Source organism: Marinomonas pontica (assembly GCF_026191375.1).
Lineage (GTDB): Bacteria > Pseudomonadota > Gammaproteobacteria > Pseudomonadales > Marinomonadaceae > Marinomonas > Marinomonas pontica.
The window spans coordinates 104,040-129,732 of record NZ_JAODTL010000053.1 but is presented as its reverse complement, the minus strand read 5'-3'; the positions used below and the strand labels follow the sequence as shown (position 1 = coordinate 129,732).

Annotated in this window: 26 protein-coding genes and 1 pseudogene; 8 read left to right on the top strand and 19 right to left on the bottom strand. The window is 46.3% G+C overall.

Going from position 1 to position 25,693, the window contains the following annotated elements:
- Nucleotides 1-168 precede the first annotated feature (168 nt).
- Nucleotides 169-972 carry an ArgP/LysG family DNA-binding transcriptional regulator gene (locus N5P32_RS15660; protein WP_265729951.1) on the top strand — a complete coding sequence of 268 codons (804 nt, stop codon included), beginning with the start codon at nucleotides 169-171 and terminating at the stop codon, nucleotides 970-972.
- A 58-nt stretch (nucleotides 973-1,030) separates the two neighbouring features.
- Complete coding sequence (gene galU, locus N5P32_RS15655) at nucleotides 1,031-1,867, top strand: UTP--glucose-1-phosphate uridylyltransferase GalU (RefSeq protein WP_265729950.1); 837 nt, start codon at nucleotides 1,031-1,033, stop codon at nucleotides 1,865-1,867.
- 52 nt (nucleotides 1,868-1,919) lie between these two features.
- On the opposite strand, the gene N5P32_RS15650 is transcribed toward galU, so the two are convergent.
- The 3 genes from N5P32_RS15650 to N5P32_RS15640 all read right to left on the bottom strand — a co-directional run bounded on the left by N5P32_RS15650 (nucleotide 1,920) and on the right by N5P32_RS15640 (nucleotide 3,853).
- Nucleotides 1,920-2,369: an AEC family transporter gene (locus N5P32_RS15650; protein WP_265729949.1), complete on the bottom strand. Its 450-nt coding sequence runs from the start codon at nucleotides 2,367-2,369 to the stop codon at nucleotides 1,920-1,922.
- 8 nt (nucleotides 2,370-2,377) lie between these two features.
- Nucleotides 2,378-2,872, bottom strand: coding sequence for an AEC family transporter (locus N5P32_RS15645; RefSeq protein WP_265729948.1), 495 nt, complete (start codon nucleotides 2,870-2,872; stop codon nucleotides 2,378-2,380).
- Between the two features lie 66 nt (nucleotides 2,873-2,938).
- Nucleotides 2,939-3,853: a LysR substrate-binding domain-containing protein gene (locus tag N5P32_RS15640; protein ID WP_265729947.1), complete on the bottom strand. Its 915-nt coding sequence runs from the start codon at nucleotides 3,851-3,853 to the stop codon at nucleotides 2,939-2,941.
- 135 nt (nucleotides 3,854-3,988) lie between these two features.
- On the opposite strand from N5P32_RS15640, the gene N5P32_RS15635 reads away from it, so the two are divergent.
- The gene (locus tag N5P32_RS15635; protein ID WP_265729946.1) at nucleotides 3,989-4,687 is read left to right on the top strand and encodes a pirin family protein; all 699 of its coding nucleotides are present in this window, start codon (nucleotides 3,989-3,991) and stop codon (nucleotides 4,685-4,687) included.
- A gap of 97 nt (nucleotides 4,688-4,784) precedes the next feature.
- On the opposite strand, the gene N5P32_RS15630 is transcribed toward N5P32_RS15635, so the two are convergent.
- The gene (locus tag N5P32_RS15630; protein ID WP_265729945.1) at nucleotides 4,785-5,969 is read right to left on the bottom strand and encodes a methyltransferase; all 1,185 of its coding nucleotides are present in this window, start codon (nucleotides 5,967-5,969) and stop codon (nucleotides 4,785-4,787) included.
- 178 nt (nucleotides 5,970-6,147) lie between these two features.
- Here N5P32_RS15630 and N5P32_RS15625 point away from each other — a divergent pair, with 178 nt between their 5' ends.
- On the top strand, nucleotides 6,148-7,344 hold the full coding sequence (locus tag N5P32_RS15625) for an amino acid aminotransferase (RefSeq protein ID WP_265729944.1): 1,197 nt from the start codon (nucleotides 6,148-6,150) through the stop codon (nucleotides 7,342-7,344).
- Between the two features lie 122 nt (nucleotides 7,345-7,466).
- On the opposite strand, the gene N5P32_RS15620 is transcribed toward N5P32_RS15625, so the two are convergent.
- The 6 genes and pseudogenes from N5P32_RS15620 to N5P32_RS15595 all read right to left on the bottom strand — a co-directional run bounded on the left by N5P32_RS15620 (nucleotide 7,467) and on the right by N5P32_RS15595 (nucleotide 12,887).
- Complete coding sequence (locus tag N5P32_RS15620; protein ID WP_265729943.1) at nucleotides 7,467-8,081, bottom strand: UPF0149 family protein; 615 nt, start codon at nucleotides 8,079-8,081, stop codon at nucleotides 7,467-7,469.
- A gap of 67 nt (nucleotides 8,082-8,148) precedes the next feature.
- Nucleotides 8,149-10,046, bottom strand: a pseudogene (parE, locus tag N5P32_RS15615) (DNA topoisomerase IV subunit B).
- A gap of 129 nt (nucleotides 10,047-10,175) precedes the next feature.
- Complete coding sequence (locus tag N5P32_RS15610) at nucleotides 10,176-10,757, bottom strand: YqiA/YcfP family alpha/beta fold hydrolase (RefSeq protein ID WP_265729942.1); 582 nt, start codon at nucleotides 10,755-10,757, stop codon at nucleotides 10,176-10,178.
- Nucleotides 10,758-10,803: 46 nt separating this feature from the next.
- Nucleotides 10,804-11,274, bottom strand: a complete 471-nt coding sequence (locus N5P32_RS15605; protein ID WP_265729941.1) for a DUF1249 domain-containing protein — start codon at nucleotides 11,272-11,274, stop codon at nucleotides 10,804-10,806.
- 8 nt (nucleotides 11,275-11,282) lie between these two features.
- Nucleotides 11,283-12,230 carry an acetyltransferase gene (locus N5P32_RS15600; RefSeq protein ID WP_265729940.1) on the bottom strand — a complete coding sequence of 316 codons (948 nt, stop codon included), beginning with the start codon at nucleotides 12,228-12,230 and terminating at the stop codon, nucleotides 11,283-11,285.
- Nucleotides 12,231-12,266: 36 nt separating this feature from the next.
- On the bottom strand, nucleotides 12,267-12,887 hold the full coding sequence (locus N5P32_RS15595) for an NUDIX domain-containing protein (RefSeq protein WP_265729939.1): 621 nt from the start codon (nucleotides 12,885-12,887) through the stop codon (nucleotides 12,267-12,269).
- 97 nt (nucleotides 12,888-12,984) lie between these two features.
- On the opposite strand from N5P32_RS15595, the gene N5P32_RS15590 reads away from it, so the two are divergent.
- The 4 genes from N5P32_RS15590 to pseF all read left to right on the top strand — a co-directional run bounded on the left by N5P32_RS15590 (nucleotide 12,985) and on the right by pseF (nucleotide 16,567).
- Nucleotides 12,985-13,548: a DNA-3-methyladenine glycosylase I gene (locus N5P32_RS15590; RefSeq protein ID WP_265729938.1), complete on the top strand. Its 564-nt coding sequence runs from the start codon at nucleotides 12,985-12,987 to the stop codon at nucleotides 13,546-13,548.
- A gap of 138 nt (nucleotides 13,549-13,686) precedes the next feature.
- Nucleotides 13,687-14,682 (top strand): UDP-N-acetylglucosamine 4,6-dehydratase (inverting), encoded by a 996-nt coding sequence (gene pseB / locus N5P32_RS15585; protein WP_265729937.1) that lies wholly within the window; start codon nucleotides 13,687-13,689, stop codon nucleotides 14,680-14,682.
- Nucleotides 14,669-15,856, top strand: a complete 1,188-nt coding sequence (gene pseC / locus N5P32_RS15580; protein WP_265729936.1) for a UDP-4-amino-4,6-dideoxy-N-acetyl-beta-L-altrosamine transaminase — start codon at nucleotides 14,669-14,671, stop codon at nucleotides 15,854-15,856. The genes pseB and pseC overlap by 14 nt, the downstream gene beginning before the upstream one ends.
- Nucleotides 15,857-15,859: 3 nt before the next feature.
- A complete protein-coding gene (gene pseF / locus N5P32_RS15575) occupies nucleotides 15,860-16,567 on the top strand; it encodes a pseudaminic acid cytidylyltransferase (RefSeq protein ID WP_265729935.1) in 708 nt (235 codons plus the stop codon).
- On the opposite strand, the gene N5P32_RS15570 is transcribed toward pseF, so the two are convergent.
- The 9 genes from N5P32_RS15570 to N5P32_RS15530 form a co-directional block, all read right to left on the bottom strand.
- Nucleotides 16,542-17,522: a PseG/SpsG family protein gene (locus tag N5P32_RS15570; protein ID WP_265729934.1), complete on the bottom strand. Its 981-nt coding sequence runs from the start codon at nucleotides 17,520-17,522 to the stop codon at nucleotides 16,542-16,544. The genes pseF and N5P32_RS15570 overlap by 26 nt on opposite strands.
- Nucleotides 17,519-18,538, bottom strand: coding sequence for a pseudaminic acid synthase (gene pseI, locus N5P32_RS15565; RefSeq protein ID WP_265729933.1), 1,020 nt, complete (start codon nucleotides 18,536-18,538; stop codon nucleotides 17,519-17,521). The genes N5P32_RS15570 and pseI overlap by 4 nt, the downstream gene beginning before the upstream one ends.
- Nucleotides 18,539-18,540: 2 nt before the next feature.
- A complete protein-coding gene (locus tag N5P32_RS15560) occupies nucleotides 18,541-20,649 on the bottom strand; it encodes a motility associated factor glycosyltransferase family protein (protein ID WP_265729932.1) in 2,109 nt (702 codons plus the stop codon).
- The gene (locus tag N5P32_RS15555) at nucleotides 20,639-20,932 is read right to left on the bottom strand and encodes a hypothetical protein (protein WP_265729931.1); all 294 of its coding nucleotides are present in this window, start codon (nucleotides 20,930-20,932) and stop codon (nucleotides 20,639-20,641) included. The genes N5P32_RS15560 and N5P32_RS15555 overlap by 11 nt, the downstream gene beginning before the upstream one ends.
- Nucleotides 20,932-21,366 carry a flagellar export chaperone FliS gene (gene fliS, locus N5P32_RS15550; RefSeq protein ID WP_265729930.1) on the bottom strand — a complete coding sequence of 145 codons (435 nt, stop codon included), beginning with the start codon at nucleotides 21,364-21,366 and terminating at the stop codon, nucleotides 20,932-20,934. Before fliS ends, N5P32_RS15555 begins: the two co-directional genes overlap by 1 nt.
- A gap of 38 nt (nucleotides 21,367-21,404) precedes the next feature.
- The gene (fliD, locus tag N5P32_RS15545) at nucleotides 21,405-23,099 is read right to left on the bottom strand and encodes a flagellar filament capping protein FliD (RefSeq protein WP_265729929.1); all 1,695 of its coding nucleotides are present in this window, start codon (nucleotides 23,097-23,099) and stop codon (nucleotides 21,405-21,407) included.
- Between the two features lie 40 nt (nucleotides 23,100-23,139).
- Nucleotides 23,140-23,562 carry a flagellar protein FlaG gene (locus N5P32_RS15540; RefSeq protein ID WP_265729928.1) on the bottom strand — a complete coding sequence of 141 codons (423 nt, stop codon included), beginning with the start codon at nucleotides 23,560-23,562 and terminating at the stop codon, nucleotides 23,140-23,142.
- Nucleotides 23,563-23,626: 64 nt separating this feature from the next.
- Nucleotides 23,627-24,511: a flagellin N-terminal helical domain-containing protein gene (locus N5P32_RS15535; RefSeq protein ID WP_265729980.1), complete on the bottom strand. Its 885-nt coding sequence runs from the start codon at nucleotides 24,509-24,511 to the stop codon at nucleotides 23,627-23,629.
- A 640-nt stretch (nucleotides 24,512-25,151) separates the two neighbouring features.
- Complete coding sequence (locus tag N5P32_RS15530) at nucleotides 25,152-25,307, bottom strand: hypothetical protein (RefSeq protein ID WP_265729927.1); 156 nt, start codon at nucleotides 25,305-25,307, stop codon at nucleotides 25,152-25,154.
- Nucleotides 25,308-25,693: the final 386 nt, after the last annotated feature.

Below are 25,693 nucleotides of genomic sequence, written 5' to 3'. Positions count from 1 at the left end.
CATGGCTTGATCTTACTGAGAGAAATCACTAAATTAAAATTAATTAAACTGAAACTACATTAGAAAAAATAATGCTAGATTACAAAGCCCTCACCAGCCTACAAGCTGTCGTAAAATTTCAGAGCTTTGACAAAGCCGCTCAATACTTTAAACCTGACGCAGTCCGCTGTGTCTCAGAATATTAAGCGTTTAGAACTGCATTATGGCAACCCTCTGCTTATCCGAGCGAGGCCCGTCGTCCCGACAGCGCTGGGCGAACAGCTCATCGCCCACCTAAATAAAGTCACCATTTTAGAAGAAGGGTTACAGGAAGACATTCAAGGAAAAACAGCCAGCCACCCGCTGACTATCGCCGTAAACAACGACGTTTTAGCCACATGGTTTCTGGATGTGGTGCATCAGTTTTCATCCAACAACTCCACAAAATTACACATAACATCAGCAGATCAAGCCAACACCCGCGCGCTGTTGCAAACAGGCGAAGTCATTGCCTGTTTAAGCCAGGTCGGCACTCCGGTTGCGGGGGGCGATTCTCTCTTTCTTGGTTACATGGATTACGAATTGGTCGCCACACCCGCCTTCATCGAACACTATTTACAGGGCGACATCAGCGCACAAAACGTCTTACAATCCCCATCGCTTATTTACGATGCACAGGACGAACTGTGGACTCGTTACCAAAATGAATGTTTAAACATCAAGCCCGACATCAGCCACAGCCATTGGTACCCTTCTTCTTATGGATTTGTAGAATTGGTAATGGGTGGCACAGTCTGTGCTTTAGTAGCTAGTATCCAAGTAAAAGAGGAACTGCAAAACGGACAGTTAATATCTTTGTTCCCCCAAAACAAATTGGCCTTGCCGCTTTACTGGCACTGGTACAAGCTTAACTCCCCTGTTTTGGATCGGTTACGCAAAGTAATATTTACGGTCTCACAAGCGTATTTACACAAAAGCCACCTATCGAAATAGACTGGCATGCTGTATCTTTTTGGACAGCAATCGACACAAGCCATTTTAAGGAAAAATTATGATTCGCAAATGTTTATTCCCCGTTGCTGGTTATGGCACACGTTTTTTGCCGGCCACCAAATCCATGCCAAAAGAGATGCTTCCAATTGTGAACAAGCCTTTAGTGCAATACGGTGTAGAAGAAGCAGTCAAAGCAGGTTTGGACAATGTCACCTTCGTTACAGGCCGTGGTAAACGTGCTATTGCTGACCATTTCGACATCAGCTATGAGCTTGAACACCAAATTGCTGGCACCAACAAAGAAAAGTATCTAGACGAAATCCGCTACCTAATCGACAACGTCAACTTCTCTTTTACCCGTCAAAACAACATGCTCGGACTTGGCCATGCGATTCTAACCGGCGAGCCGCTGATTGGCGACGAAGCTTTTGGTGTGGTTCTTGCCGATGACCTTTGCTTTGGTGAAGACGACGGCGTGATGGCGCAAATGGTTAAACTGTATAACCAATTCCGTTGCACCATTGTGGCAATTGAAGAAGTGCCAGAAGACGAAGTTCACAAATACGGAGTCATAAAAGGCGAATCCATGATGGAAGGACTGTACCGTGTCACCGACATGGTGGAAAAACCCTCTAAAGAAGACGCGCCATCCAACCTTGCCATTATTGGACGTTACATCCTAACACCTGATATTTTCGACAAGATTCGCAACACACCACCAGGGCGTAACGGCGAAGTACAAATCACCGACGCCATCTTGCAACAAGCCACCGAAGGCTGCGTATTGGCGTACAAATTCAAAGGCAAACGCTTTGACTGCGGTAGCGTAGACGGCTTCGTAGAAGCCACCAACTACTGCTACAAAAACATCTACAAAGACGCAACTGAAGCTTAACTAAACAACGGTCAGCTTCAAAAGCCAGTGCCCTACACTGGCTTTTTTCGTTCTACGACTGGCTCAAATACAACTGACTTAACCACACACACACAGGCAAACTCACCACAGACAAAATAGTCTGCATCGTTATATAAGCCGACATGCGATCCGCATCGCCCCCTAACTGACGCGCTAACGCATACCCCGATGTAGCAGTGGGCACCAAACCAAACAACACCGCCACCAACGCAGGCAAACCACGAATATCAAACCACCAGCACATCACCCCAATCGTTAACGGAAACACCACAAACCGCGCCACTGCAGACATAACAAACGTCATCCCTACAGAACGAATTGCCTCAAGTCGAACACTCGCCCCCACCGCCAACAATACCAATGGCAGTGCAGCCTGAGACAACATTCCCACCACATCCGACACCAAAATAATCGGCGTCAGCCCAAGTAAATTCAAACCACTGCCCAACACAATAGAGCCAATCAAGGGATTGCGAACCAAAGCGCCGCTTAATAAACGCGGCAAAGAGACAGAAGACGATCCCCCGTCGAAGACGGTCCATGCATCAACGTCATCGACACCACCAAAAAAACATTAATGGAAGGAATCAAGACAGACGACCCTAACGCCGCCAACACCAACCCATTGTCCCCGTACAAACTGCCAGCCACCGCCAACATGACAAAGGTGTTAAACCGCACGCCCGCCTGCAGCATGGACGATGCCGTTGGCATCACCACCTTCATCAACCAAATGGTAATAAACACAAAGACCGCCGTCACACACAGAGCCAACAACAAAATAAACGCGTACTTTGGCAACATCGGGTTGCTAAAATCTATCTGCGACGTCTTCGTAAACAACAGCGCTGGAAACAGCACCCAATAAGACAGCTTATCGACACCCGACCAAAACCCTTCCATAGGAAATCGCCAGCGTTGGCATACCGCCCCCGCCATCAAAAGCAAAAACACGGGCAACACAGAAAGTGAGAGAGAAAACACACATACCCCTTAATTACTGGCCTAACATAAACCACCAAAAAAATAACGTTACGGGCTTTACCCGCTCTAAACAGACACTTTACCTGTCAAAAGATGCCAATTTTGCATCGCCAACTGCTCAACAAACCACGACAAACCGCGCCCTGGGTTATCCTTGCGCCACGCCAAATACGCCATCTGATTCGGTCTTGGCAACTCACACTGACGCAGCACCAAACGGCCAGACCGTAACTCATCGACGATACGATGTTTCGGTAAATACCCCACACCCAACCCTAGACACTGCGCCTGTATTTTACTGCGCATCGTATCGACCCTAAGCACCTGACGGCTTTCAAAGATACCACTGCTGCGTGCCGGCAAAATTTTTGAACTGTCCGCCACCACAATGGCCGGAAACTCACGCAATTGCGCCGCCGTGATCGCCCCCTCAGTTAACGCCAAAGGGTGCGTCGGAGCCACCGCAAACACAAACTCAATTTCGCCAATAGCCCGAGTGTGAACATTGCCCTTCGGTAATTCTCCCGTTGCGCCAATCACCAAATCGGCCCGATTGTCCTGTAAAGCATCCCAGCCACCACCAACAGCTTCTTCAGAAAGGCTCAACTCTACCGGTCGATTTTGTGACAAAAACTCCCCAACAACCGACATCAGAGGCGACTCTAACAACGCGGTATCACGAGCAATACGCAGCTTCGGCTCCCAACCGGACTCGAATTGCTTGATCGAATCTTCTAGTCGCACGGCCGCTTCTAAAATGGCTCGACCTTGCTCCAACACCAAATGCCCTGCTGGCGTCAACACGGCTCTTTGACGCGATCGATCAAACAAAGCCACACCCAAATCGTCTTCCAGCTTTTTCACCGTATAAGTCAATGCCGACGGCACCTTAAACAAAGCATCCGCCGCGGCCGCAAAACTGCCCAGCTGATGAATCGCCTCCAAGACTCGCAATGCTTCCAATGTTACCGCGTACGCCATACATCAACCTATCTTCAAATTTTTTGAAATACTAGCTCAAAACCTTCCGATTTTCTTTCTTTTTACCAATGTCTACACTGACTTCATACACCGCACACCAACATGATGTGCGACCAAACATTAAGGAGAAACACCATGATCACCATTCGACACGCACAAGACCGCGGACACGCCAACTTTGGCTGGCTAGACAGCCATCACACGTTTTCCTTTGGCAGTTACTACGACCCAAAACACATGGGCTTCTCAGACCTACGCGTCATCAATGATGACTCCGTCACCCCAGGCGCTGGCTTCGAAACCCACGGCCACAAAGACATGGAAATACTGAGCCTAGTATTACAAGGCACCATCGCCCACAAAGACAGCGCAGGCAATATCAAAGAACTGCCCGCTGGAGAATACCAACTCATGTCAGCAGGCAAAGGCATTTATCACAGCGAATTTAACGCCTCCAAAACAGACAGGCTGAAATTCTTACAAATTTGGATACAACCAAACCAGCTTGGCGGACAACCAGGTTACCAACAAAAAGAATTTAGCCAAGCACAAGGCTTCACCACCATCATCACACCCGATGGCAAAGATGGCACATTACACATAAAACAAAACATGCAACTCATCCAACTGATTTTGGAAGACCAGCAACAAGCCACATGGCAAGCCGACAGCAACCGCCATTACTACGTACACGTAATCGAAGGCGAACTCTCCCTAGGAGATGGCATCACAGTAAAACCAGGCGACGGCGCAAAAATTGAAAACGTCTCTGAGATCAACTTCGAAAGACTCAGCGAGAAACGCGTCAAAGCCCTACTGTTTGACTTGGTGTAATCACAAAAAACATAAATACCGTATTCCATAGGCTTATCCAAACGATAAGCCTATTATGTTTAAGGCGACTGTTCGATTTAAAAATAAGCTAAAATGTTCACCGCTCTGCCCTTATCATCCAGTTCCTCGGCGTTAAGCTTTTCTCACAGAACTTTCCAATTTCGACGTGGTAGCCTTTTTCTTTTAGGTACATGGCGCGGTCGAGGACGAGCCAGTGCTCTAGTGCGGGTCTAAATAGTTGGCTGATGGCTTCGAGTTTTTGCACTTGTTGGTAGCGGGTTTGGCCAAGGGATTCGAAGCCTTCAAATGGGGTGTGGGGTATTAAATCTGATAGCCCTTTTTGCTCGGCGGCCCACTGGCAAAACGCGTCAAAGCCTTGGTTGAGTAAGGCTTTTTGAATGGACGGTACGGGTAAGTATTCCTCTTGCTGACGGGCGGATCTTTGCCATGCGTCAAAGCCAAGTCGATACGTCAGTTCAAGCTGCTTTAGGCGTTGTTCACGCGCCCCCGCCGTGGCGACTTCTTTAACCGCCAGTTTGAGATCGGCCTTACGCAAAATCAGCGACGAGTGTTTGGCCAAGTTTGATAAGGGCTGATATTGCTCGTCTTGCGTGAGGTGATAACAGCATGGCGACATGCAAATTTGCTTGGTTTTGGCGGCGCTGGCTTGTTGCAGTAGCACCTTATGTAAGTCGCCGCAGGCATGAAGCGCGACAACGCATTCGGCTTCCTTCAGGGCAAATGCCCCTTGATGTTTAAGCACGTCAGCCTGAGTGAATACTTGCTTTATGCCTATTTTCTTGGCTTCTTGCTGGCCTTCGTCGCACAGTGTTTTTTGCCATTCTACACTGTGAACAGCGGCATTGTTTTGGTATGCCAACAACTTCCCCAAATGGCCTTTTCCTGCGCACCATTCCACATATTGGTTTGACTCTGGCGTGTGCGAGACGAACGCTTGAATTTGCGACCATTTCCGGCCTTTGATGCCAGAAAATACATAACTAGGAAGATTAGAAGTAAGTATTTGCTTCGGCTCAAAGCTATATTTTTCAATGACTTTATCTTGGCTTAGTCGCTGTAAATCTGGACAAAGGCCAAACACCTGACGATAAAACTCCTCGTCAATGGGTCTGCTTGGTTCACTGTTTAAATAGTCTGCTAACGCTGGATAGTGCTCTCCCCATGGTGTCTCACGGTTTGCAAAAGTATCAAACTGCCAAAGAGGGGCGTGTGTTTTTAGCCACTCATCAAGGGTCTGAAAGTGCTGTTGAAAAGCGGTCATAAATTGGCTCATAAGAGGTAAGCGGCGCGGTGTCTTTTTTCTTTACAGTATTGAGGAATTTTCCCTCTTAGCTGCATTGTATTTTGTCATAAAAACGGCAAAATGAAGAGGCTATTTAGGCAACGATTATAGCCGCAGTGATTTTCCTGTGGCACACAATAAGGACCCCGTAATTATCATGTTCAAGCATCTTAAAGCTGTTTCTGGCGACCCTCTTTTAGCCCTTATCATGGCCCACAAACAAGACACGAACCCAAAGAAAATCGATTTGGGTGTGGGTGTCTATAAAGACGATAATGGCCACACGCCGATTTTAAATACGGTAAAAAAAGCCGAAGCAATTTTGCTTGAACAAGAAGATTCTAAAAGCTATCTCGGTATTTATGGCGCCACGGAATTTGAAGCCATTATCAAAGATTTGATTCTAGGCGAAGGCAACCCATTGATTCATTCTGGTCGTATTCGCTCTACTCAGACACCAGGCGGAACTGGTGCGTTGAAAGTAGCGGCGGATTTTATTAGTGCAAACCTAAAAGGCGCACGCCTGTGGGTAAGCGACCCAACGTGGGGAAACCATAAATCCATTTTTGATTCAGCCGGTGTAGAAGTAAAAGACTACCCTTACTACGACCCTGCAACAAACGGCTTGCGCTTTGACGACATGATGGCGACATTGGAAGCCGAAGTGCAAGAAGGCGATGTATTGCTGCTTCACGCGTGCTGTCACAACCCTACCGGCATTGATCTACAAGCAGATCACTGGAAAGTGCTGACCGATTTCGTTAACAAACGCAATCTGTTGCCGTTAGTTGATGCCGCGTACCAAGGTTTTGGCGACGGTTTAGACGAAGACCTAGCGGGCCTACGTTACATGGCGGCCAATGTACAAGACATGTTGATCGCGAATTCTTTCTCGAAAAACTTCGGCATTTACCGTGAACGTTGTGGCGGTCTCAGCGTGATTGCCGCGTCTGCACCAGAAGCGGATGCTGCGTTTTCTATTATTGGTCAAGCGATTCGTGCCAACTACTCTATGCCACCGGCTCACGGTGCGGCAGTGGTTTACACCATCATGAGCAGCCCTGAGCTAAAAGCAGAGTGGGAACAGGAAGTAGCGGCCATGCGTGATCGCATTAATGGTTTGCGTGAAAAGTTGGTCGCTAAACTAGCGGCGTCTGGTGTAAGCAAAGACTTTAGCTTCATTAAAGACCAGCGCGGTATGTTCTCTTACTCTGGTTTAACCCTTGAGCAAGTGCGTCAATTACGCAGTGAATACGCTATTTATATCGCGGATACTGGTCGTATGAGCGTGGCGGGTGTGAGCGATAACAACATTGATTATTTGTGCGAAAGCATAGCGAAAGTAGTCGGTTAATCTGTTAGCTCTTATTTAGCACACAAAAAAACGTGATACTGATTCCGTATCACGTTTTTTTTGTCTCAAAATACGTCTTTTGCCATCTGTCTTTTCAGAACGATCATTCTAGTGATACTGAATTAATGCAACGTGCGTTTTTCGTTGACGTTGCTGACAGCCTGCATTTCTGGATGGTAATGCTTGACCAAGCGCAGCACTGAAGGCTCTAGAGTTTCTTTCCAAAACTCCACTTCCGCTTCCACCATGCCTTCGAGTTTGTCCCAGCCCGCTTCGGTACCAAATAAGCGCACAGGCGCCAAAACTTCGTCAAAAAACGCTCTGTCGCCGTCCATGCCTAAACCTATCAATTTTGCGCCGCGGATAAACCCAACACACCATTCTTCAACCAGTATTTTGAATTCACCGTCCACTTCTTGCTCAAGGTAAACAGGGTAAAAATCACCAAACAACAAGCTGTTCATGGTTTCCATATACATGATCAGAACCAAACTCAAGAACTCGTCTTCTTGTTCTGTGGAATCCCACACTGGCTGATCTTCATCCGCGCCCCATATTGCGTTTAGCCACAAATCGGGTTCTAACTCTTTAATCGAGCAACCTAATGCTGTCAAAAAACCATCTAATTCAGACACACACATCAATGAACGGTCGGTTCCGAACGTTAATAAATAGTGATCAATCCTTTCATAAAGAACTTCTTCACTGATGACATCATCGCCTTTATTGTCAGACATTCATTCATTTCCATTTCGTTGAGCGATACTAATATTTTAGCTTGTCTTATCAAAAACAATGTAAGTTTTAGTCTACAATCGCCAAGTTACCGTAGGTTTCTAACCAGCTTTTCCGGTCACCAGCGCGTTTTTTTGACAGCAATTTGTCCAACAGCTCATCCGTATCCAGCTTGTCTTCCATGGTCAGCTGAATCAAGCGACGCGTGTCTGGCGCCATGGTCGTTTCTCGCAATTGTGATGGGTTCATCTCGCCCAAACCCTTAAATCGTTGTACGTTTGGCGTGCCGCGTTTATTTTCAGCCGCTAATTTGTGCAGAGTGATGTCTTTTTCTTCATCGTCTAGCGCGTAGTACACTTCTTTGCCCAAATCGATTCGATACAAAGGCGGCATGGCCACAAAGACATGGCCACTGTTAACTAATGCTGGAAAATGACGAACAAACAACGCACAGATGAGCGTTGCGATGTGCAACCCATCCGAATCGGCATCGGCCAAAATACACACTTTGCCATACCGCAAACCACTCAAATCGTCATCACCCGGATCCACACCCAAAGCGACAGAAATATCGTGAATTTCCTGAGACGCCAGCACTTGCGTGGAATCCACTTCCCATGAATTTAGGATCTTACCGCGCAACGGCAAAATCGCCTGAAAATCTTTTTCACGAGCCTGTTTTGCCGAGCCACCAGCAGAATCCCCTTCCACCAAGAAAAGTTCACTGCGAGACGAATCCTGACCAGAACAATCGGCAAGCTTACCCGGCAATGCAGGGCCTTGAGTGACTTTTTTACGAACCACTTTTTGCTGGCTTTTAGGCGTTTTTGCGCGCTGTTAATGACGATGTCAGCGATTTTTTTGCCGTCTTCAACGTGCTTATTCAACCACAAGCTAAACGCGTCTTTCACGGTTGCAGAAATGAATGCCACGATCTGACGAGAAGACAAACGCTCTTTGGTTTGCCCAGAAAACTGCGGCTCTTGAATTTTGGCCGACAACACATAACTGCAACGATCCCACACATCTTCGGCCGTCAGCTTGATGCCACGAGGCAACAGATTATGGAAATCACAGAATTCTCGGATGGCTTCCAATAAGCCAGTACGCAAGCCATTAACGTGCGTTCCGCCTTGCGCAGTGGGGATCAAGTTGACATAACTTTCTGTCACTAACTCGCCGCCTTCTGGCAACCATTGCACCGCCCAGTCAACGCCTTGTGTTTTTTCCGTTAGTCCGCCGATAAATGGTTCATCTGGCAGTAAGACAAAACCTTCGTTGGCCAAAGCCAAATAATCTTTTAGGCCATCCTGATAAAACCATTCCTCGCGAACCTCTTCGCTGCCACTTTGGTCAATAAACACCACATGAAGGCCAGAGCACAGTACCGCTTTGGCTTTTAATAAATGTTTTAGGCGAGAAAGCGAAAATTTAGGGCTGTCGAAATATTTTGCGTCGGCGGTGAACTTAACTTTGGTTCCGGTGTTTTTCTTTCCGACGGTGCCGATTTCTTTCAGTTCCGACGTTTTAAAACCGTTTTCAAAACCTATGTGATATTGAATGCCATTGCGTCTTACCCAGACTTCCAATGACGTCGACAAGGCGTTTACGACTGACACCCCCACACCGTGTAAACCACCAGAGAACTGATAATTGTCTCCTGAAAATTTACCACCAGCGTGCAATTTGGTCAGAATCAATTCCACCCCAGACACCCCTTCTTCTGGGTGTATGTCGACGGGCATTCCTCGACCGTTATCTTCTACGCTTAACGAGCCGTCTTTGTACAAAATAACTTCAATGCGATCTGCATGACCTGCCAAAGCTTCGTCAACAGAGTTGTCGATGACTTCTTGTCCTAAATGGTTCGGTCGCGTGGTATCGGTGTACATTCCTGGACGCTTTTGTACAGGTTCTAAACCACTCAGAACCTCTATCGATCCGGCGTTATATTCTTTTGCAGACATGCGTGTTTTTTCCAAGTTGATCGTGCGTCATCCTGATGAAACGGATGAACACAAACGAGTGTAAATTCAATTGGCTAGAGTCTATCACTGGTTTTGCGTAGTGTGAAATAGTGCAACAAAAGCAGTCGCTTAGTCGGTTATTATTTCAGCGAAACGCAAAATTTCTTTGGTAAATCGTTCAAATTCCGTAAAGCTGTGATTGCCTTTTGCTTCGTGAGTTAATCGAGCTGTCGCCGGGAAGGCCTTTAGCGCTTGCTGATAATCCAACACCTCGTCGCCCTCTTGCACCATTAACCAATACAAATCAGCGGTTGGTTCAGCGACAACAAGTTGCTGCAGTTGCGCCATGTGGGTGGGCGTCAATTCATACTCTTCATGAGTATAAGGGTTGGTTTGAGGACCAAGATAGTCCACTAATAAAACAGGAGCCTGCACCGCAGGGTTCACTAAAATCGCCTTTATCTGGTATTTTTCAGCCAAATACGCGGCGTAAAAACCACCCAACGAACTGCCAATTAATGTAATACCTTGAGACAGATTGGCGTCAATAATGCGCTCTAGCTGGTGAATTGCCTGTGCAGGTTGCCATGATAACCGTGGAGAAAGAATTCGATCGCCCAACCCCATTGCACCAGCGGCGTCAGACAACACCGTGGCTTTGTGAGAAAGCTCTGAACTGTTAAAACCGTGAATATACAAGAGTACCGTCAAGGGCGTATCCGTTTATATGAATCGATGAATAATGTATCGGACGCGATTAAGCAAACTGAAACGATAACGAACTATTAAGGCGGTGACCGTGTTTTAGGCACAACTCAAGCAAATCCGCCAATTGCTGATTCAAACGAAACTTTTCATCTCGGTGCAACATGGCATCATTTGGATAAGGGTAAGCGCCGCTGTATTGACGATGGCCATCCGTAATTTCAGCAATGCCAACGTCATGATAAAGACGTACCGTCATAGACAAGGTCGTTTTAAACAGCAATTGTTTAGGAATTTCCGGTCCAAACTCTAAGGCGATTTCCGAAGTGAAGCGGCTTTCTTTTCCGAGCGTTAACCGTAGGCGGCTTTCTTGATCGCCCGCACTATGAACCGAAAAACTCCAAGAATCCATCTCTTCTTGTCCACGCATAAGCTTACCCAAGCGACGGTAATTCAACTCACCGAGCACCTGTAAACTTACTAAATCGGGCACATATTGTTTCGATGTTTTCTGTAATTTCATAGCATAAGTCATTCTTGTGACGTCTTTCCTGTAGAAAAATGGTCTTCTAAACTCGATACCGACGTGTTTCGTAACGCATCCAACTGATGGCTCATCCGAGTGTCTTTATCGTGCCAGTATAGATTAAACCAAGTAAAAAAGTGTTCTCGGTCTTTGCCAGCGGGTTGATACGCCACTGTTTGCATGTTGGCCGGCAGCGGCACCTCTCGCACCATGACCTTAACCGTCTGTATCCGGCCACACAACACATCCCAACCAGACACCTTGGTTTGCTCATAGAGCACATTAATATCGGTAATGCTTTTTATACGTTGGGGCATTGTTTGCAAAATAAAGCTAATACCGCCCGCTTTTGGTTTAAGTAAACAGCGATACGGTGAACCCTGTTGCTGACGTTTAGTTTGAGAAAAACGCGTTCCTTCAACAAAACTCATGATCGAATTTGGTTGATTCAACAAACGCACACAAGAGCGTTTCGTCGTGGCCAAATCTTTCCCCGCCAATGCGGGGTTCTTTTGAATCTGTTCCTTAGTATAGCGTTTCATGAAAGGAAACCCCATGATGTAGGCCGCCGAGCCAACAAACGGCAGCCACATAAGTCCCTGCTTCATAAACACACGCGGCAAAGGACGACGACCTCGCAACTGCGCAAAAATAACAAACACATCCACCCAAGAACGGTGATTCGCGATCAGCAAATGCCACTGCTGGAAATCCACTAACATGCGTTCATCCAGCCCCCATTTGACGCCAAGCACATAACGAAACCACCACTCGTTGCACGCAATCCAACGGTCATAACAAAAGCGACAAGCCTGTTCAAAAAAACTCTGAACAGACACACGTTTAAACAAAAGCAACGGCGCTAAACAATGCACTAACAAAGCCCAAAAAAGACATTTGCACACATAAATAAAAACGACACAACACCGATAAAAGGTTGTAAAAACGGCCATTTTTGGGCAAAACGCAGCGTATTTTGTTTCATCTGTCTAGGCACACCAGCGAGCGACAAGGTCATGTTTATTCAAAGCAAACCACTGTAATCCCATGATGGTGCTGGCGTTTTCAATGTCTTGCTTCAGCAATTCGATGGCATCATCAGACGATACTAGGTGCAGTTTGATGTCTTCGTTTTCCGCGTCCAAACCATGCACAGAAGAGACGTCCACCAAAGTGGCATCAAATTCCCCTGCGTACATGCGAAGATACTCCACCAATCCGCCCGGAGAAGGCACAAATTTAAACATGTATTCAAGACGCTTGACCGTGACACCCGCTTCTTCTAAAGACTCACGGCGTGCCACGTCTTCATCACTTTCACCTTCCTCGACCATGCCGGCGACCAACTCTAACAACCAAGGGGAAGCGCTTCTTAACACGGTGGGACGAAACTGCTCGATGAGCAATACTTTGTCGGCAACCGGATCAAATAACAGCACACACACGGCGTCGTTGCGTACCATCATTTCGCGGGTCATTGGCTGGCTCCATTCACCGTTAAATTTTTTGTGCTTTAAGGTCAGCTTGCGCATTTCAAAAAAGCCTTTGTAAAGGCACTCGTCTTTTAAGACTTCAACATCGTTTTTACTGTATGTGGGTTTAAACATCATATTCTATCGTCCTAAGCAGACCACTTTTAACAAGAAGGTCTGATATGATTGAGACACAGTGACCGTGGTCACGTTTACTAATTTCGGAGTGTTGCTGATGGAAAACATACGTTGTGCTTGGTGTTTAGGATCTCCAGAATACATTCATTACCACGATACAGAATGGGGGGTCCCTGTTTATGACGACCAAGCTTTGTTTGAATGTATTGTACTCGAAAGCGCTCAGGCAGGTCTAAGCTGGATTACCATTTTACGCAAACGAGAAGGTTATCGTGCTTTATTTCATGGGTTTGACCCGGTAAAAGTCGCCAACATGACACAAGATGATGTGGAGCGTTTATTAGTCGATGAGCGGATTGTTCGTCATCGTGCAAAAATAGAAGCAACCATCAATAACGCCAAAGCGTTTCTTAAAATCGCCGACGAATTTGGTTCTTTCAGCCGCTATTACTGGGCATTCAGTGACAACAAAGTTCTCGATAATCCTATCCAAAGCCACACCGATGCCCCTGCGGTCACAGAACTCTCTGCACACTTTGCGAAAGACCTAAAAAAGCGCGGTTTTAAATTTCTTGGGGCGACAACCTGTTACGCGTTTATGCAAGCAACCGGCATGGTAAATGATCATATCGCTGACTGTCTGTCACGTAAGGCGCCTTAATCAGTTCCTTGATTTCATTAATGTTTCGGCTATCGTGGTCGATACGTTATAAAGATTCTTTGCACAATACCACGGGCGAAGCGACGACGAGGCGAATGGCTCTCATACAACTTTCATCTTTGAGTTTGGTAATCATACATGTTTAACAATAAAAGCATTCTAATCACAGGCGGAACCGGTTCTTTCGGTCGTCAGTATGTCAAAACACTGTTGGCCAATTACCAACCAAAACGACTGATTATTTACTCCCGTGATGAGCTAAAACAATACGAAATGCAGCAAGACTTTGATGCCGCATGCATGCGTTACTTTATTGGCGATGTGCGTGACAAAGACCGTTTGACTCAAGCCATGCGTGACGTGGACTTTGTCATTCACGCAGCGGCGCTTAAACAGGTTCCTGCGGCAGAATACAATCCGATGGAGTGCATCAAAACCAACATTCACGGTGCCGAAAACGTGATCGCGGCGGCCATCGCGAACAACGTCGACAAGGTCATCGCGCTGTCTACAGACAAAGCCGCGGCGCCGATTAATCTCTACGGGGCAACCAAACTGGCGTCCGACAAACTGTTTGTTGCCGCAAATAACATGGTTGGCCAAGGCCGCACGCGCTTTTCTGTGGTTCGCTATGGCAACGTAGTGGGGTCACGCGGTTCGGTGGTGCCTTTTTTCCAAAAATTGGTGGCCGATGGTGCTGACGCCATCCCGATCACCCACCCTGACATGACGCGTTTTTGGATCACCTTGCCCATGGGCGTGGATTTTGTGTTGAAAAACTTCCAACGCATGCACGGTGGTGAAATTTTTGTGCCTAAAATCCCCTCTGTGCGCATCATGGATTTGGCGGCGGCTTACGCACCAGACATTCCGACTAAAGACGTGGGTATTCGCCCTGGCGAAAAACTTCACGAAGTCATGTGCCCAGCCGATGACTCGTACCACACTTACGAATTCAAAGACCATTACGTCATTTCACCAAGCATTAAGTTTTATCAAGAAGACATGGACTTTGCGCACAATCGCCTTGGCGAAACCGGTGATTTGGTAGAACCTGGGTATGAATATCAGTCGGGTAGCAACCCTCACTTTCTAAGTATTGAAGAGATTTTAACCTTCGATGACGCACACTGACTTTATTCCCTACGGCCGTCAATCCATTAGCGAAGACGATATCGCAGCGGTTGTAAAATCGCTGCGCTCTGACTTTTTGACGCAAGGCCCTTGCGTTAATGAGTTTGAACACGCCATCTGTACGAAAGTTGGCGCTGGTTATGGCGTTGCCGCAAACAGCGCAACATCCGCCCTGCACCTTGCTTGCTTGGCATTAGGAGTGGGGTCTGGCGATACCGTTTGGACATCGCCAAATACATTTATCGCTTCCGCTAATTGCGCACGCTATTGCGGTGCGAATGTGGATTTTGTCGATATTGACCCTCGCACCTACAACATGTGTGCGGATAAATTGGCCGAAAAACTGGCTACTGCGCACACCAAAGGCCAGTTGCCCAAAGTCGTTATTCCTGTGCACTTTGCTGGCCAATCCTGTGATATGCAAGCCATCCATGCGCTATCCAAAAAATATGGCTTTCATATTATAGAAGATGCTTCCCATGCGATTGGCGCAAAATACCAAGGCCAATATGTCGGTAATGGGGCTTTTAGCGATATTTGTGTTTTTAGCTTTCATCCAGTGAAAATCATCACCTCGGCTGAAGGCGGCATGGCTGTGACCAACAACGAGCAACTCGCGAATCACATGCGCACACACGCTCAGCAAGGCACAACTAGATCGCCCGATGAACTGACTGAAATGCCAGGAGATTGGTACTATGAACAGCAGACGTTAGGATTTAATTACCGCATGACAGAGTTGCAAGCCGCATTGGGAGCCTCGCAATTATCGCGTCTGGATGATTTTATCCAGCGTCGCCACGCGCAATTTTCCCATTACGAAACGCTCTTAAAAGACTTTCCAATTACCTTGCCTTTTCAAGCGAAAGACACGGTTTCGGCGCTGCATTTGTTTCCTATTTTATTGCCAGAAGCGAATAAAACCGCGAGAAAAAGTGTGTTTGATATTTTGCGTCAAGCTGGCATCGGCACTCAAGTTCATTACATTCCAGTCCACACCCAGCCTTACTACCAAGCGCTTGGCTTTAAGCAAGGCGATTATCCGGTTGCGGAAGATTACTACGCTCGCACACTGAGTTTACCGCTTTTTGCCGATCTAACCCCTACCCAACAAGAACGTGTGGTATTGATTCTGAAGCACGCGTTAATTGCCAACCAAGTGATGAGCGCTTAAACGATGAATCCGACGTCCAACACACCATACCGAGTGGCGGTGATACCCGCCCGTGGCGGATCCCAACGCATTCCAAGAAAGAACATTCGCTTGCTGGCTGGCAAACCTCTGATTGGCTACTCTATTGAAACCGCCATCGCCTCAGGGCTATTTGATCGAATCATAGTTTCTACGGATGACGCCGAGATTGCAGAAGTCGCCCGACAGTTCGGCGCCGAAACACCATTTTATCGTCCGGCTGATTTGGCCGATCACATGACGGGGACCACACCCGTGATGCAACACGCATTGCGCTGTCTTATCGATGAAGGCAAAACGCCCGACCAAGCCTGTTTGATTTACGCCACTTGCCCTATGTTGACCCCAGACGATTTACATCGTGGATTGGCACAACTGGATAACACCACTGCTTTTTGTTTTTCTGCCACGACGTTTGCTTTTCCCATTCAACGGGCGCTGCACATTCAAGAAAATGGCAAATTAGCGCCAATGTTTCCTGAGCACATTAGCAAGCGTTCACAAGACTTGGTAGAAGCGATTCACGATGCAGGGCAGTTTTATTGGGCGAGTACGCAAGACTGGTTTGATGAAGTGATCTTTGGCCCTAAATCCAAGCCATTGCTACTACCAAGGCATAGAATTCAGGACTTAGACACAGAAGAAGACTGGTTGCGTTTAACGCAAATCATGGCGCTGCAAAATATGAATTAATGGTTCTGGCTACGCGGTTTGCTCCGTCACCATCCACCAAGCTGTGAGCTATCTTTTTGGCTTCTTGCTGCCATTCATTGTCCGCCCAACGACAACGCACTTCTTCAACTAACTGTGCAATACGCGCTTGTCGGCTACCTTCTGGTGTATTATCAAAACGCACTGAACGACACCAACCTAGCGGCACATGTTGCTCTAAAGAGCGCGTTTGGTTGTCTGCCACTTGCGCAAAAACAGTCGGAACGCCCATGCACGCCAGTTCAAACAAGGTACCTCCAGCGGCAGAAATTGCCATCTTGGCTTGCTTCATTAACGGCCTAACATCCGCTAGCCCTTGCTCAAACGCGATGTTATTTTCAAGACAAAATTGAACAACCTGATCACCATGTTTGGCATTCGCACCCAGCAAGACCTGAATATATTTCGTAGGGAAATTGGACGCCAATAGGGTCTTTAAAATGGGCAAAGTTAATGCGAGAGGATCGGTTCCACCCAGAGTAATGAGCAAGTGTTCAGGGGAAGCATGACTGTCATTTTGCTGTCGAAACGTCGGTCGTAACAACGCGTATCGGCTTCCTGTTAATGGGCATTCAACGCGTTTGGAATACGCTTGCTGCAAAGGGTTTAACAACCATTTGGTGGGAAACTCGCCCCTATCATTCATGTCATCCAACACCAACAAGTTTGACTGATGGGAGTAAAGCTGCGCAATCAGATCCGCGTGATAGCCATAATGATCCAAAACAACCACGTCCGCTTGTTCAGCCGCAGAAAAGAACTCAGTCTCATCATCAATAAAATAATCGTCAGGCGCAGCAAACGACTGATAACGTCGATCAACAACAAACTGGCATTGCCAGCCTAATTCTTGAAAGGCGAAGATAAGAGCTTGGCAACGAACTCGGTGTCCCATGCCGATCTCGACAGAGGCATCGGCTCGTACCAACAATTTCACGCCATCATTTCCCAAGCAAGAGGCTGACCTTTTTTCGCATCTGCCACTAATGTTTTACCTAATACGTCTGTCCAATGCTTAGGCGCAAGACCAAAGGAGGGACGAATAATTTTAAGGTGCTCTTCAGTCAATATGGTGCCAGCTGGCAAATCTACAGCCACATAAATAGAACGACGATATTTCTTCGCAGCTTGCTCGGCGTCTGAACCACCGTATGTCACCGTCCCCAATGCCGCTTTTGCTGCTCGACACGCCACCACCAGCGCCTTCATTTCGTCTGGTTCCATAGAGAATTCGGCGTCGACACCACCAGCATTACGATCTAACACAAAGTGCTTTTCAATCACGGTCGCACCCAATGCGGTTGCCGCCACCGCGGCACCAAGTCCTTTGGTGTGATCAGATAAGCCGACTAAACAGCCCGTTTTTTCAGCCAAATCAGCCATGGTGAGCAAGTTAGAATCTTCGATTTTGGAAGGATAGGTACTGGTGCATTTGAGCAAAGTTAACGGGTTATCGCCAATGGCTCGAATGGTCGCGACGGCTTCCGCTATTTCGTCTTCGCTTGCCATGCCCGTCGACATAATAATCGGTTTGCCCGTGCGAGCCACCGCCTGAATCAGAGGTATGTCGGTCATTTCAAACGACGCAATTTTATACAAGGGCACATTAAGCGACTCTAAAAACGCCACAGCACTCAAATCAAACGGCGAACTGAACGCCACCAACCCCAAAGACTCCGCCAACTCGAACAAGGGCTGATGCCATTCCCATGGGGTCGATGCTTTGGCATACAAGTCATACAAATTTGAACCGCGCCAAAGACTGTCGTCTTCAGACACCATAAATTCACCATGACGAATGTCCAGTGTCATGGTATCGGGTGTATAAGTTTGCAATTTGATGGCATCCACACCCGCGTCCGCCGCAGCGTGAATCATGGCCTTGGCGAGCTCAAAATCTTGATCATGGTTGCCCGATAATTCAGCAATAATAAACGGCGTTTGTTCGAACATAATTAACCATTGTAAAAAGTAATGAGGTGGTCATTCCCTTGGTCGACATACTCCGATGCTTGTTGAAGCATACTGGGCATTTCTTCCAGGAACTCACACCATGGGGTAAATAGATGACGCGCACGAGACACGGTGTCGGCTTCATCTTGATACTTAAATAAGAACTGCACAATCAAAAAAGCAGAGTACGTAAATGAACCGATTAAAAGGTCGTATATGTGTCGATGAACACTGCCTTTCAAAAAGTAAATTTGGCGATGATGCGACCAAAGCAAATCGCACACTTGTTCTCGTGTGACCACCGACTCATCCCAGCCTTGCTGTAAGGTTCGGCTAATTTTTTGGAAGTCGTCCACAGAAATAAGCGCTTCTGTTGATTGCCCAACCAATGATTCTGGTGGCTCGGTAAAAAACGCGCTTTCTAATAAATCAATCACGTTAGCATGATCTATCTTAGGGTCCATGATCAAAACATCTTCCATTCGCAATGGCGTGACGCCTTCAATCTTCGCCCCATCAGACAAATTAAAGCTCGCGAAATTACGGCGCTGATTCAGTTGTCGCGTTAAGGATTCAAGCTGAACACGCGACGTATCCATAATGCCTGTTGCGTAAATAGTGCCGCCAAAATTGCCTTCTCTTTCCACCAAACTGGCTTTTTGGAAGGTTTGGAAACCGGTCTCTTTACCGTCTTTATAGTATCCACTGTGAACCGAGTGATGACTGCCTTTGTCTTTAAAACCATTGTCTACGCCAAGATAATAGACATTGTTGAAGCCAAACAAATGCACGTAGGACAAAGCCAAATTAGCTACCACAGGGTTGCAGTAGTTCAATTGTACGTATTCTTTGGTGTCGCCCTGCATGCGAGCTTGGTTCAGCATCAGTGAGGTGATCGCTTCTCCGGGTTTCATGGCCATACCCGAGCGTTTGAAACAATCAAATAACCCAGGATGCATAACATTGACCGACAAGCCCCAAATTTTGTCCAAGTAGTCTTGATCTAAAAACTGGAATTTATCGACGGTTTGTTTCAACCGCTCAATATCAACGTGAATATCTGGGGTGACACCCAGTTTTTTTAGTGTGTTAATCGTTGAACCACAACAAATTAACAGCACTTGGTCACGTACTTCTTTTACCAGCTCAATACCTTGATCCAATGACGGGCCATTCCCTAAGATAAAAACAGGAATGTTTGTTACCCATTTTGGCAAGGCTTCACGACCTTGAAAGTGTGCTAACTTAGTTTTAGGCAACGATTTTAGGCCTTGAGCAATACCAATCAAGGCATCATCAAAGAACCCCCACCCCATCACTTGACGCGCGTAGTGTTTTTTAAAATAACTGACCGCCAAATCATTTTCAGGGCTGCTATAGCCAATGTGTAGATACGTTTCAGGCGCTAAGAAATAGCCATTCTCTTCTAATTGGCGAAGGTATTTCTCAGTAAACTCTTCAGGGCTAACCCCTAAGAAAAAGTGAATGGTGCGGCCATCACGGTTACATTCTTCCAGAATGCTCTGCCATTCTATAGCAAACAAAGAATAGTAGAAAAAATCCAAGTCGCATTCATATAAATACAAATGCTTCACCGCTCTCTGAGCCAATATCATTTCAAGCTGATAACCAAACTCAACCCCAAACAAAATGGCAGAACCTACAAATTCTGGCCAGCCTTCTTGAAGAGTCAGACCATCACTATGCTGTTCAGCTTGATCCAGAATTTTATTGCTGTAATGCACATGACGACTGGGATGATTGTCCGTACGCTCCAAGTTCAATACGGTTTTATTCGGCTTAGATAACGCACGTTTAACACGTTCAGAGGCTTGTTGACGGGGTGCGGTGGAGAATAGAGGCACTCCAACATCTTCACGGTATACGTTAAGCTCACCGCTTTCTTCCATGTAAATGTGGCGTTTTTTGGGTTGGTAATGTTGAAAGGATTCGTAGATGTGCGGCATGACGTGCGAAAATACCGTCATGTTACGAATGTATCGCTCCGTTAACTCTTGATCGTTTTCTCTGAGGCGTTTAGCACCTCTTTCAAACAGGGAAGCAAAAGCTTCGGCCTGATCAAGAGAGGATTGGTTGTCCTCATTTTGCATTTTTCACGCCTTTATACTTGCTCACACCCTTACGGGTTTTATTGGTTTGGTAAAGTTGCTTTTGCATTTCGGCATGCACATCACGAATTAGCTGAGTAGCCGTTTGATGTACCAGTATAAATTGCTTTATTTTTTCATTATCGGCCGCATTAGACTGCGGCACGATGGTATAAATAAAAGCACTATTGTCTTCGCATAATTGCTGTATTTGCTCTATGTCTTTGTCAATAATGCTTTGCTCTAACGCGTCACTCAACGTCGTCAAGTGTGACATATCGAGCATTAAACAGCTCCTACACGAGCTTCCATTTGGCCTTCATAAGCGGCTTGCTTATCAGCCGGTGAAATCTGATCCCACGCGCCTTTAATCTGCAAAATTAGACCCATAACTTGGTCTAATATGCCAGTGTCTTTGGCAATACTGGCTTCCGTAATACGTACGATCATGTACTCGTAAAGCGACTCAAGATTGTCCACGAGCTCCGGATTAACATCACGGTCTAGTGCATCTCTTAACGCATTGATGATCTCACTCGCGCGCGTTAACGCAGCGGCTTTTCCTTCCCAATCAGCGCGTTCGATACAACCTTTACCTAACGCCAGCTTTTCAAGCGCGCCTTGCATTAAGAGCTGAATGACGCGGTGAGGGTCAGCAGAGGCTAAATCGGACTTAATTGAGTCCTTTCTATAAGCTTGGATCCCTTTACTCTTGTACATAAACAACCCCATTAAAACGTGTAGACAATTTAAAACGTTTACATTTTCGCCAATACGGAGTTCAGATAACCGCCTTGCGCATTCATGTCTGCTAGGCGCGAATCCAAACTTGTAAACTTAGAACGTAAGGACGTTTCGTATTTAACCATGCGGTCTTCATACGCTTCTAACGTCCCCTCTGTACTATCTATCGACCGACGAACGGAATCCTTTAATGAATTTGTCATTCCACCGGATCCAGTATAGCTAGAAAGTAGGTTATTCAGCGATTCAGCTAAGCCATTTTCACCCGAAATCAGCGGGGCGATTTCACTGTAACCCCGTTTCATTGCCTCATTGAATTTACCACTGTTGAAGCTCAGCATCCCTTGATTGTCCATTTTGACACCTAGGTCAAAAATAGAGGTAAAGGTGCTGGTATTGCCGTGGCTGGTCATTAATTGGGTCGACAACGAAGACTGCAAATTACGAACCATACTGTTGCCATTCAGTACCGCTCCTTTATCAGAGCTTGTCTGCAATAGGCTGACTAAATCATTATAAGACGCAATAAATTCTTCGATTGTGTCCTGCACGGTCTGTTGGTCAAAGCTGATATCGACTTTGGTTGTTTTATCGGTTTCAGACAAGGCTTCTATAGACAGACCAGCAACCGCCCCATCAAAAGTGTTGGTATCGTTTCGAATTTGAATGCCATCTACAGTGATAATAGCGTCTCTGGCTTGCTCACCCATCGGCGTGTACATGCCAGCAAACGCACCTTCTGTAGAAAGGCTGTCCAGCATAGATGTGGAGGTATTCGCTGCAATCGCTGTCGGATCGGCTTCTTGGTCTTCAAGGTCTTCTTCGACAGGGTCGTCTTCCGTCGTCTCTTCGACTATCGGCGTTTCGTTTGCATCCAGAGTATCTTCTTCTACTTCTGGTGCATCATCTTCTGGAATGGGGCCATCATTTGCGTAGTCAAATTCATCGCCAGGCAGATCTAACTCATCCGTTTCATCGACCGGAGTCTCTGGCAGCTCTTCTGGAACTACGTCTTCTTCGACTGGTAGATCTTCTTCAATTGGCTCGTCTTCAACTGGCGGTTCTTCTTCAGGCACAACAAGATTACCTTGTTCGTCTGTCACCACCGATGTATTGATGATTTTCAGCGTATTTCCTGATCCTTGAATCGAAGACGTGGCGGTAAAAAATAAATTGCCATTACCATCATCGACTAGGTTAGCAGAGACACCAAAGTTGTCTTCAGACGTGTTAATAAGGTTGCGTAATTCGGAAAGGGTCGTGCCAGCCTTGACGTCCAAAGTAAACTCATGTTTACCGGCCTTAAACGTCAGTTCAGCATTTTTAGGGGTAACAACGTCGTCTGCAGACGAAAAAGTGCCTGGCGCAGACATAACACGGCTGCCTTTTGCTAATTGATTCACATCAATTGCATAAGATCCATTCGATGCCGTATTGTCCGTTGTTATTGCAATAGACTCTTCACCTTCTGGCTGAGCAATCTTTGCATCTCGCCCAGTAAAAAGTTCATCATCTTTAAGCGCCTCGACGGCGGATTTAAAGCTATCAATGGCAGAGCCAACTTTGCCTAATGCAGATAGCTCAGCTTCATAACCGTCAATTTTGTCTTGATAAAGTTTGACCTTAACGTCTTTTTGGGCGCTCACCATTTGTTTGACAAGGGATTCCAGATCCAAACCAGATCCAGCACCTAATGAGCCTACCGACATAACTTTATCTCCTGACGCTTAACAACATCTATAAACTAAATCAAACCTCACTATTTACCAAGGTTCCCTTGATATCGCTGAGTTGACTCATAATAGCATCAATTCTATCAGACATTTTCAGAAACTCTTCTGTTGGAATTTGGCGAACCACATCCCCTGTCGTCTGATCTAATACTTTGACAATATTTTGCTCTCTGTCTTCTGTCATTTCAAAGGTTAAATGCACATTTAATTGAGACATTTTTTGGTTCACTGTCTCCACATCACGTGGCTCAACTTTGGCAGAGGAATGAAAGGATTGAGCATTTCGGTTGTCTTTATCAGCCCTGCTTGTATCGGCAGAATTTTGCACTACTTTAGCATTCGCTTGACGCAATGCAGCAAAATCCTCAGCAGCACGCTGCTCAGGCTTTAAAGAATAACCAAGGCCCTGTTTAGAAAAATCACTGGCATTGATTGACATATCAGAGTTCCTCCACATAGACAAAAGCCAGGGCTTAGCCCCAGCTTTCCGCTACCACTACTTCTTAGCCTAAAAGAGACAAAGCTGTTTGTGGACGTTGGTTTGCTTGAGCCAAGATTGATGAGCTTGCTTGTTGAAGGATTTGAGAGCTTGTTAGCTTCGCAGTTTCTTCAGCAAAGTCAGCATCACGTACACGAGCACGAGCAGACGATACGTTTTCAGTAATGTTACTTAAGTTACTGATTGTAGATCCAAAACGGTTTTGAATCGCACCCAACTCAGCACGCTTAGAGTCTACTGCAGAAATCATAGTGTCCAACACATCAATCATACTTTGCGCATTGGCAACAGTAGAAACAGACGCTGTTGATACATCAACCTGTGCAGTCGCCGCACTACTAGATAGACCAGACATTGTGAAACCACCGTTACCTGCGTAATCGATAGAGTTGTTCACGCCGCCATCCACTAGGTTGAAGCTGATCGTTTGGTTTGAATCCGCACCTACTTGGAAAATACCGTTGTAAGTACCGTCCAGTAAGTTCTCGCCACCGAATGTAGTGTCAGAAGCGATACGGTTAATTTCTGTAGACAATTGGCTAACTTCTTGTTGGATCGCCGCGCGGTCTTTATCAGAGTTAGAGCCGTTAGATGCCTGGATAGAAAGTGTACGCATACGTTGCAACATGTTTGTTGTTTCGTCCAATGCACCCTCAGCCGTTTGAGACAAAGAAATACCATCGTTCGCGTTACGTACAGACTGGTTTAAGCCATTAACCTGAGAAGTTAAACGGTTAGAAATAAGTAGACCTGCCGCATCATCTGCCGCGCTGTTAATACGCAAACCAGAGGACAAACGTTGGAAAGAAGTATCCAAAGATTTAGCAGAGCCCATCAACTGGCGCTGAGCGCTTAAAGATGAAGTATTTGTATTTACATAAAGAGCCATCATAGCCTCCTAGGTTTTATTAAATCCTGCAAAAAAGCAGATCGTATAAGGTTTTCGACAACACTTTGAAAACCTTTAGTCAATTTCGGAATTTATTTTCCGTTTAGAGGAAAAAACCATCCCTTTAGACGGCAATTTAATGCCTAACTAATTGTTTTAAATAAATTTAAAGACAATTAAATTTTTTTGCACTTTTTTTCTAAAGCGTGTGATTTTCATACAAAAACCGCCTAGAAATTCCCTTAAAGCGCTTACTAAAACGGGTTTTGAGCACAATACTGACAAAACCCATAAACAACCTTCGACACAGCGCCCAGATACAGCGGCAACAAATCACCATTCGCAGCTGTCTATTAGGCAAAAAGCCATTTTATTGCCGCTTAATAACTGACGTCACAACGCCCTATAACCATCTATTCATGGCCAGCCAAGTCGTGTTATTTCTGACAACTGTGCGAAGGCAGTAACCCCATAAACACAGTCGAACTCAAAAACGCTCAAGCAACATTGAGCACCGCATTTTTAGGCGCAGCCATACCGTCAAAAGCCACGCTTTTTAAGCAAAATTGGGCAAAACATAACGCTCAGCATCAACAACAGCCGCTTTACTCCGCTCACCGAGACCACCCCATCAAATGCGCTACCAAGCAAACAGATGCCATCCAACAGATTCCGCTGAAAAGAAGACACAGCGGTGCCGTTGCATCATTGAAATATGCAGATTCAGCGCACCACCAATCCCTCGACGCACCATCAGACAAATAAAGCCGCATTTTCTGGCTACACAGGTAGTCATCTCGACAGCCCGCCTTTGATCGACAAAATATGACGGTCGACGTCAAATTGAAGGCGCAACTTTGCCACCTCAAACTTAAATGACGTGAGGCTATGTATGGCCATACGGATTGCGCCGGAAAGAAACAATCCCGCACCCCCGCTGACACTCATACGCCTAGCCAAAGCAACCAGCCTGACTTATAAAAAATACAGTCATCAAATACGTACCTTCCTCGTATACAAATTTTTGCTCGCAACCAGATACCAGCAACCAAGTGAATAGACACACAGTCTGGACGCTCATGCTTTTTGCGCACGCCAATACAACAGGACGCAGCCGTGCTGACTAAGATCGAATGACGATCTATTCAATAGACACAGCCCTTCGTATTAACGAAAAAATGT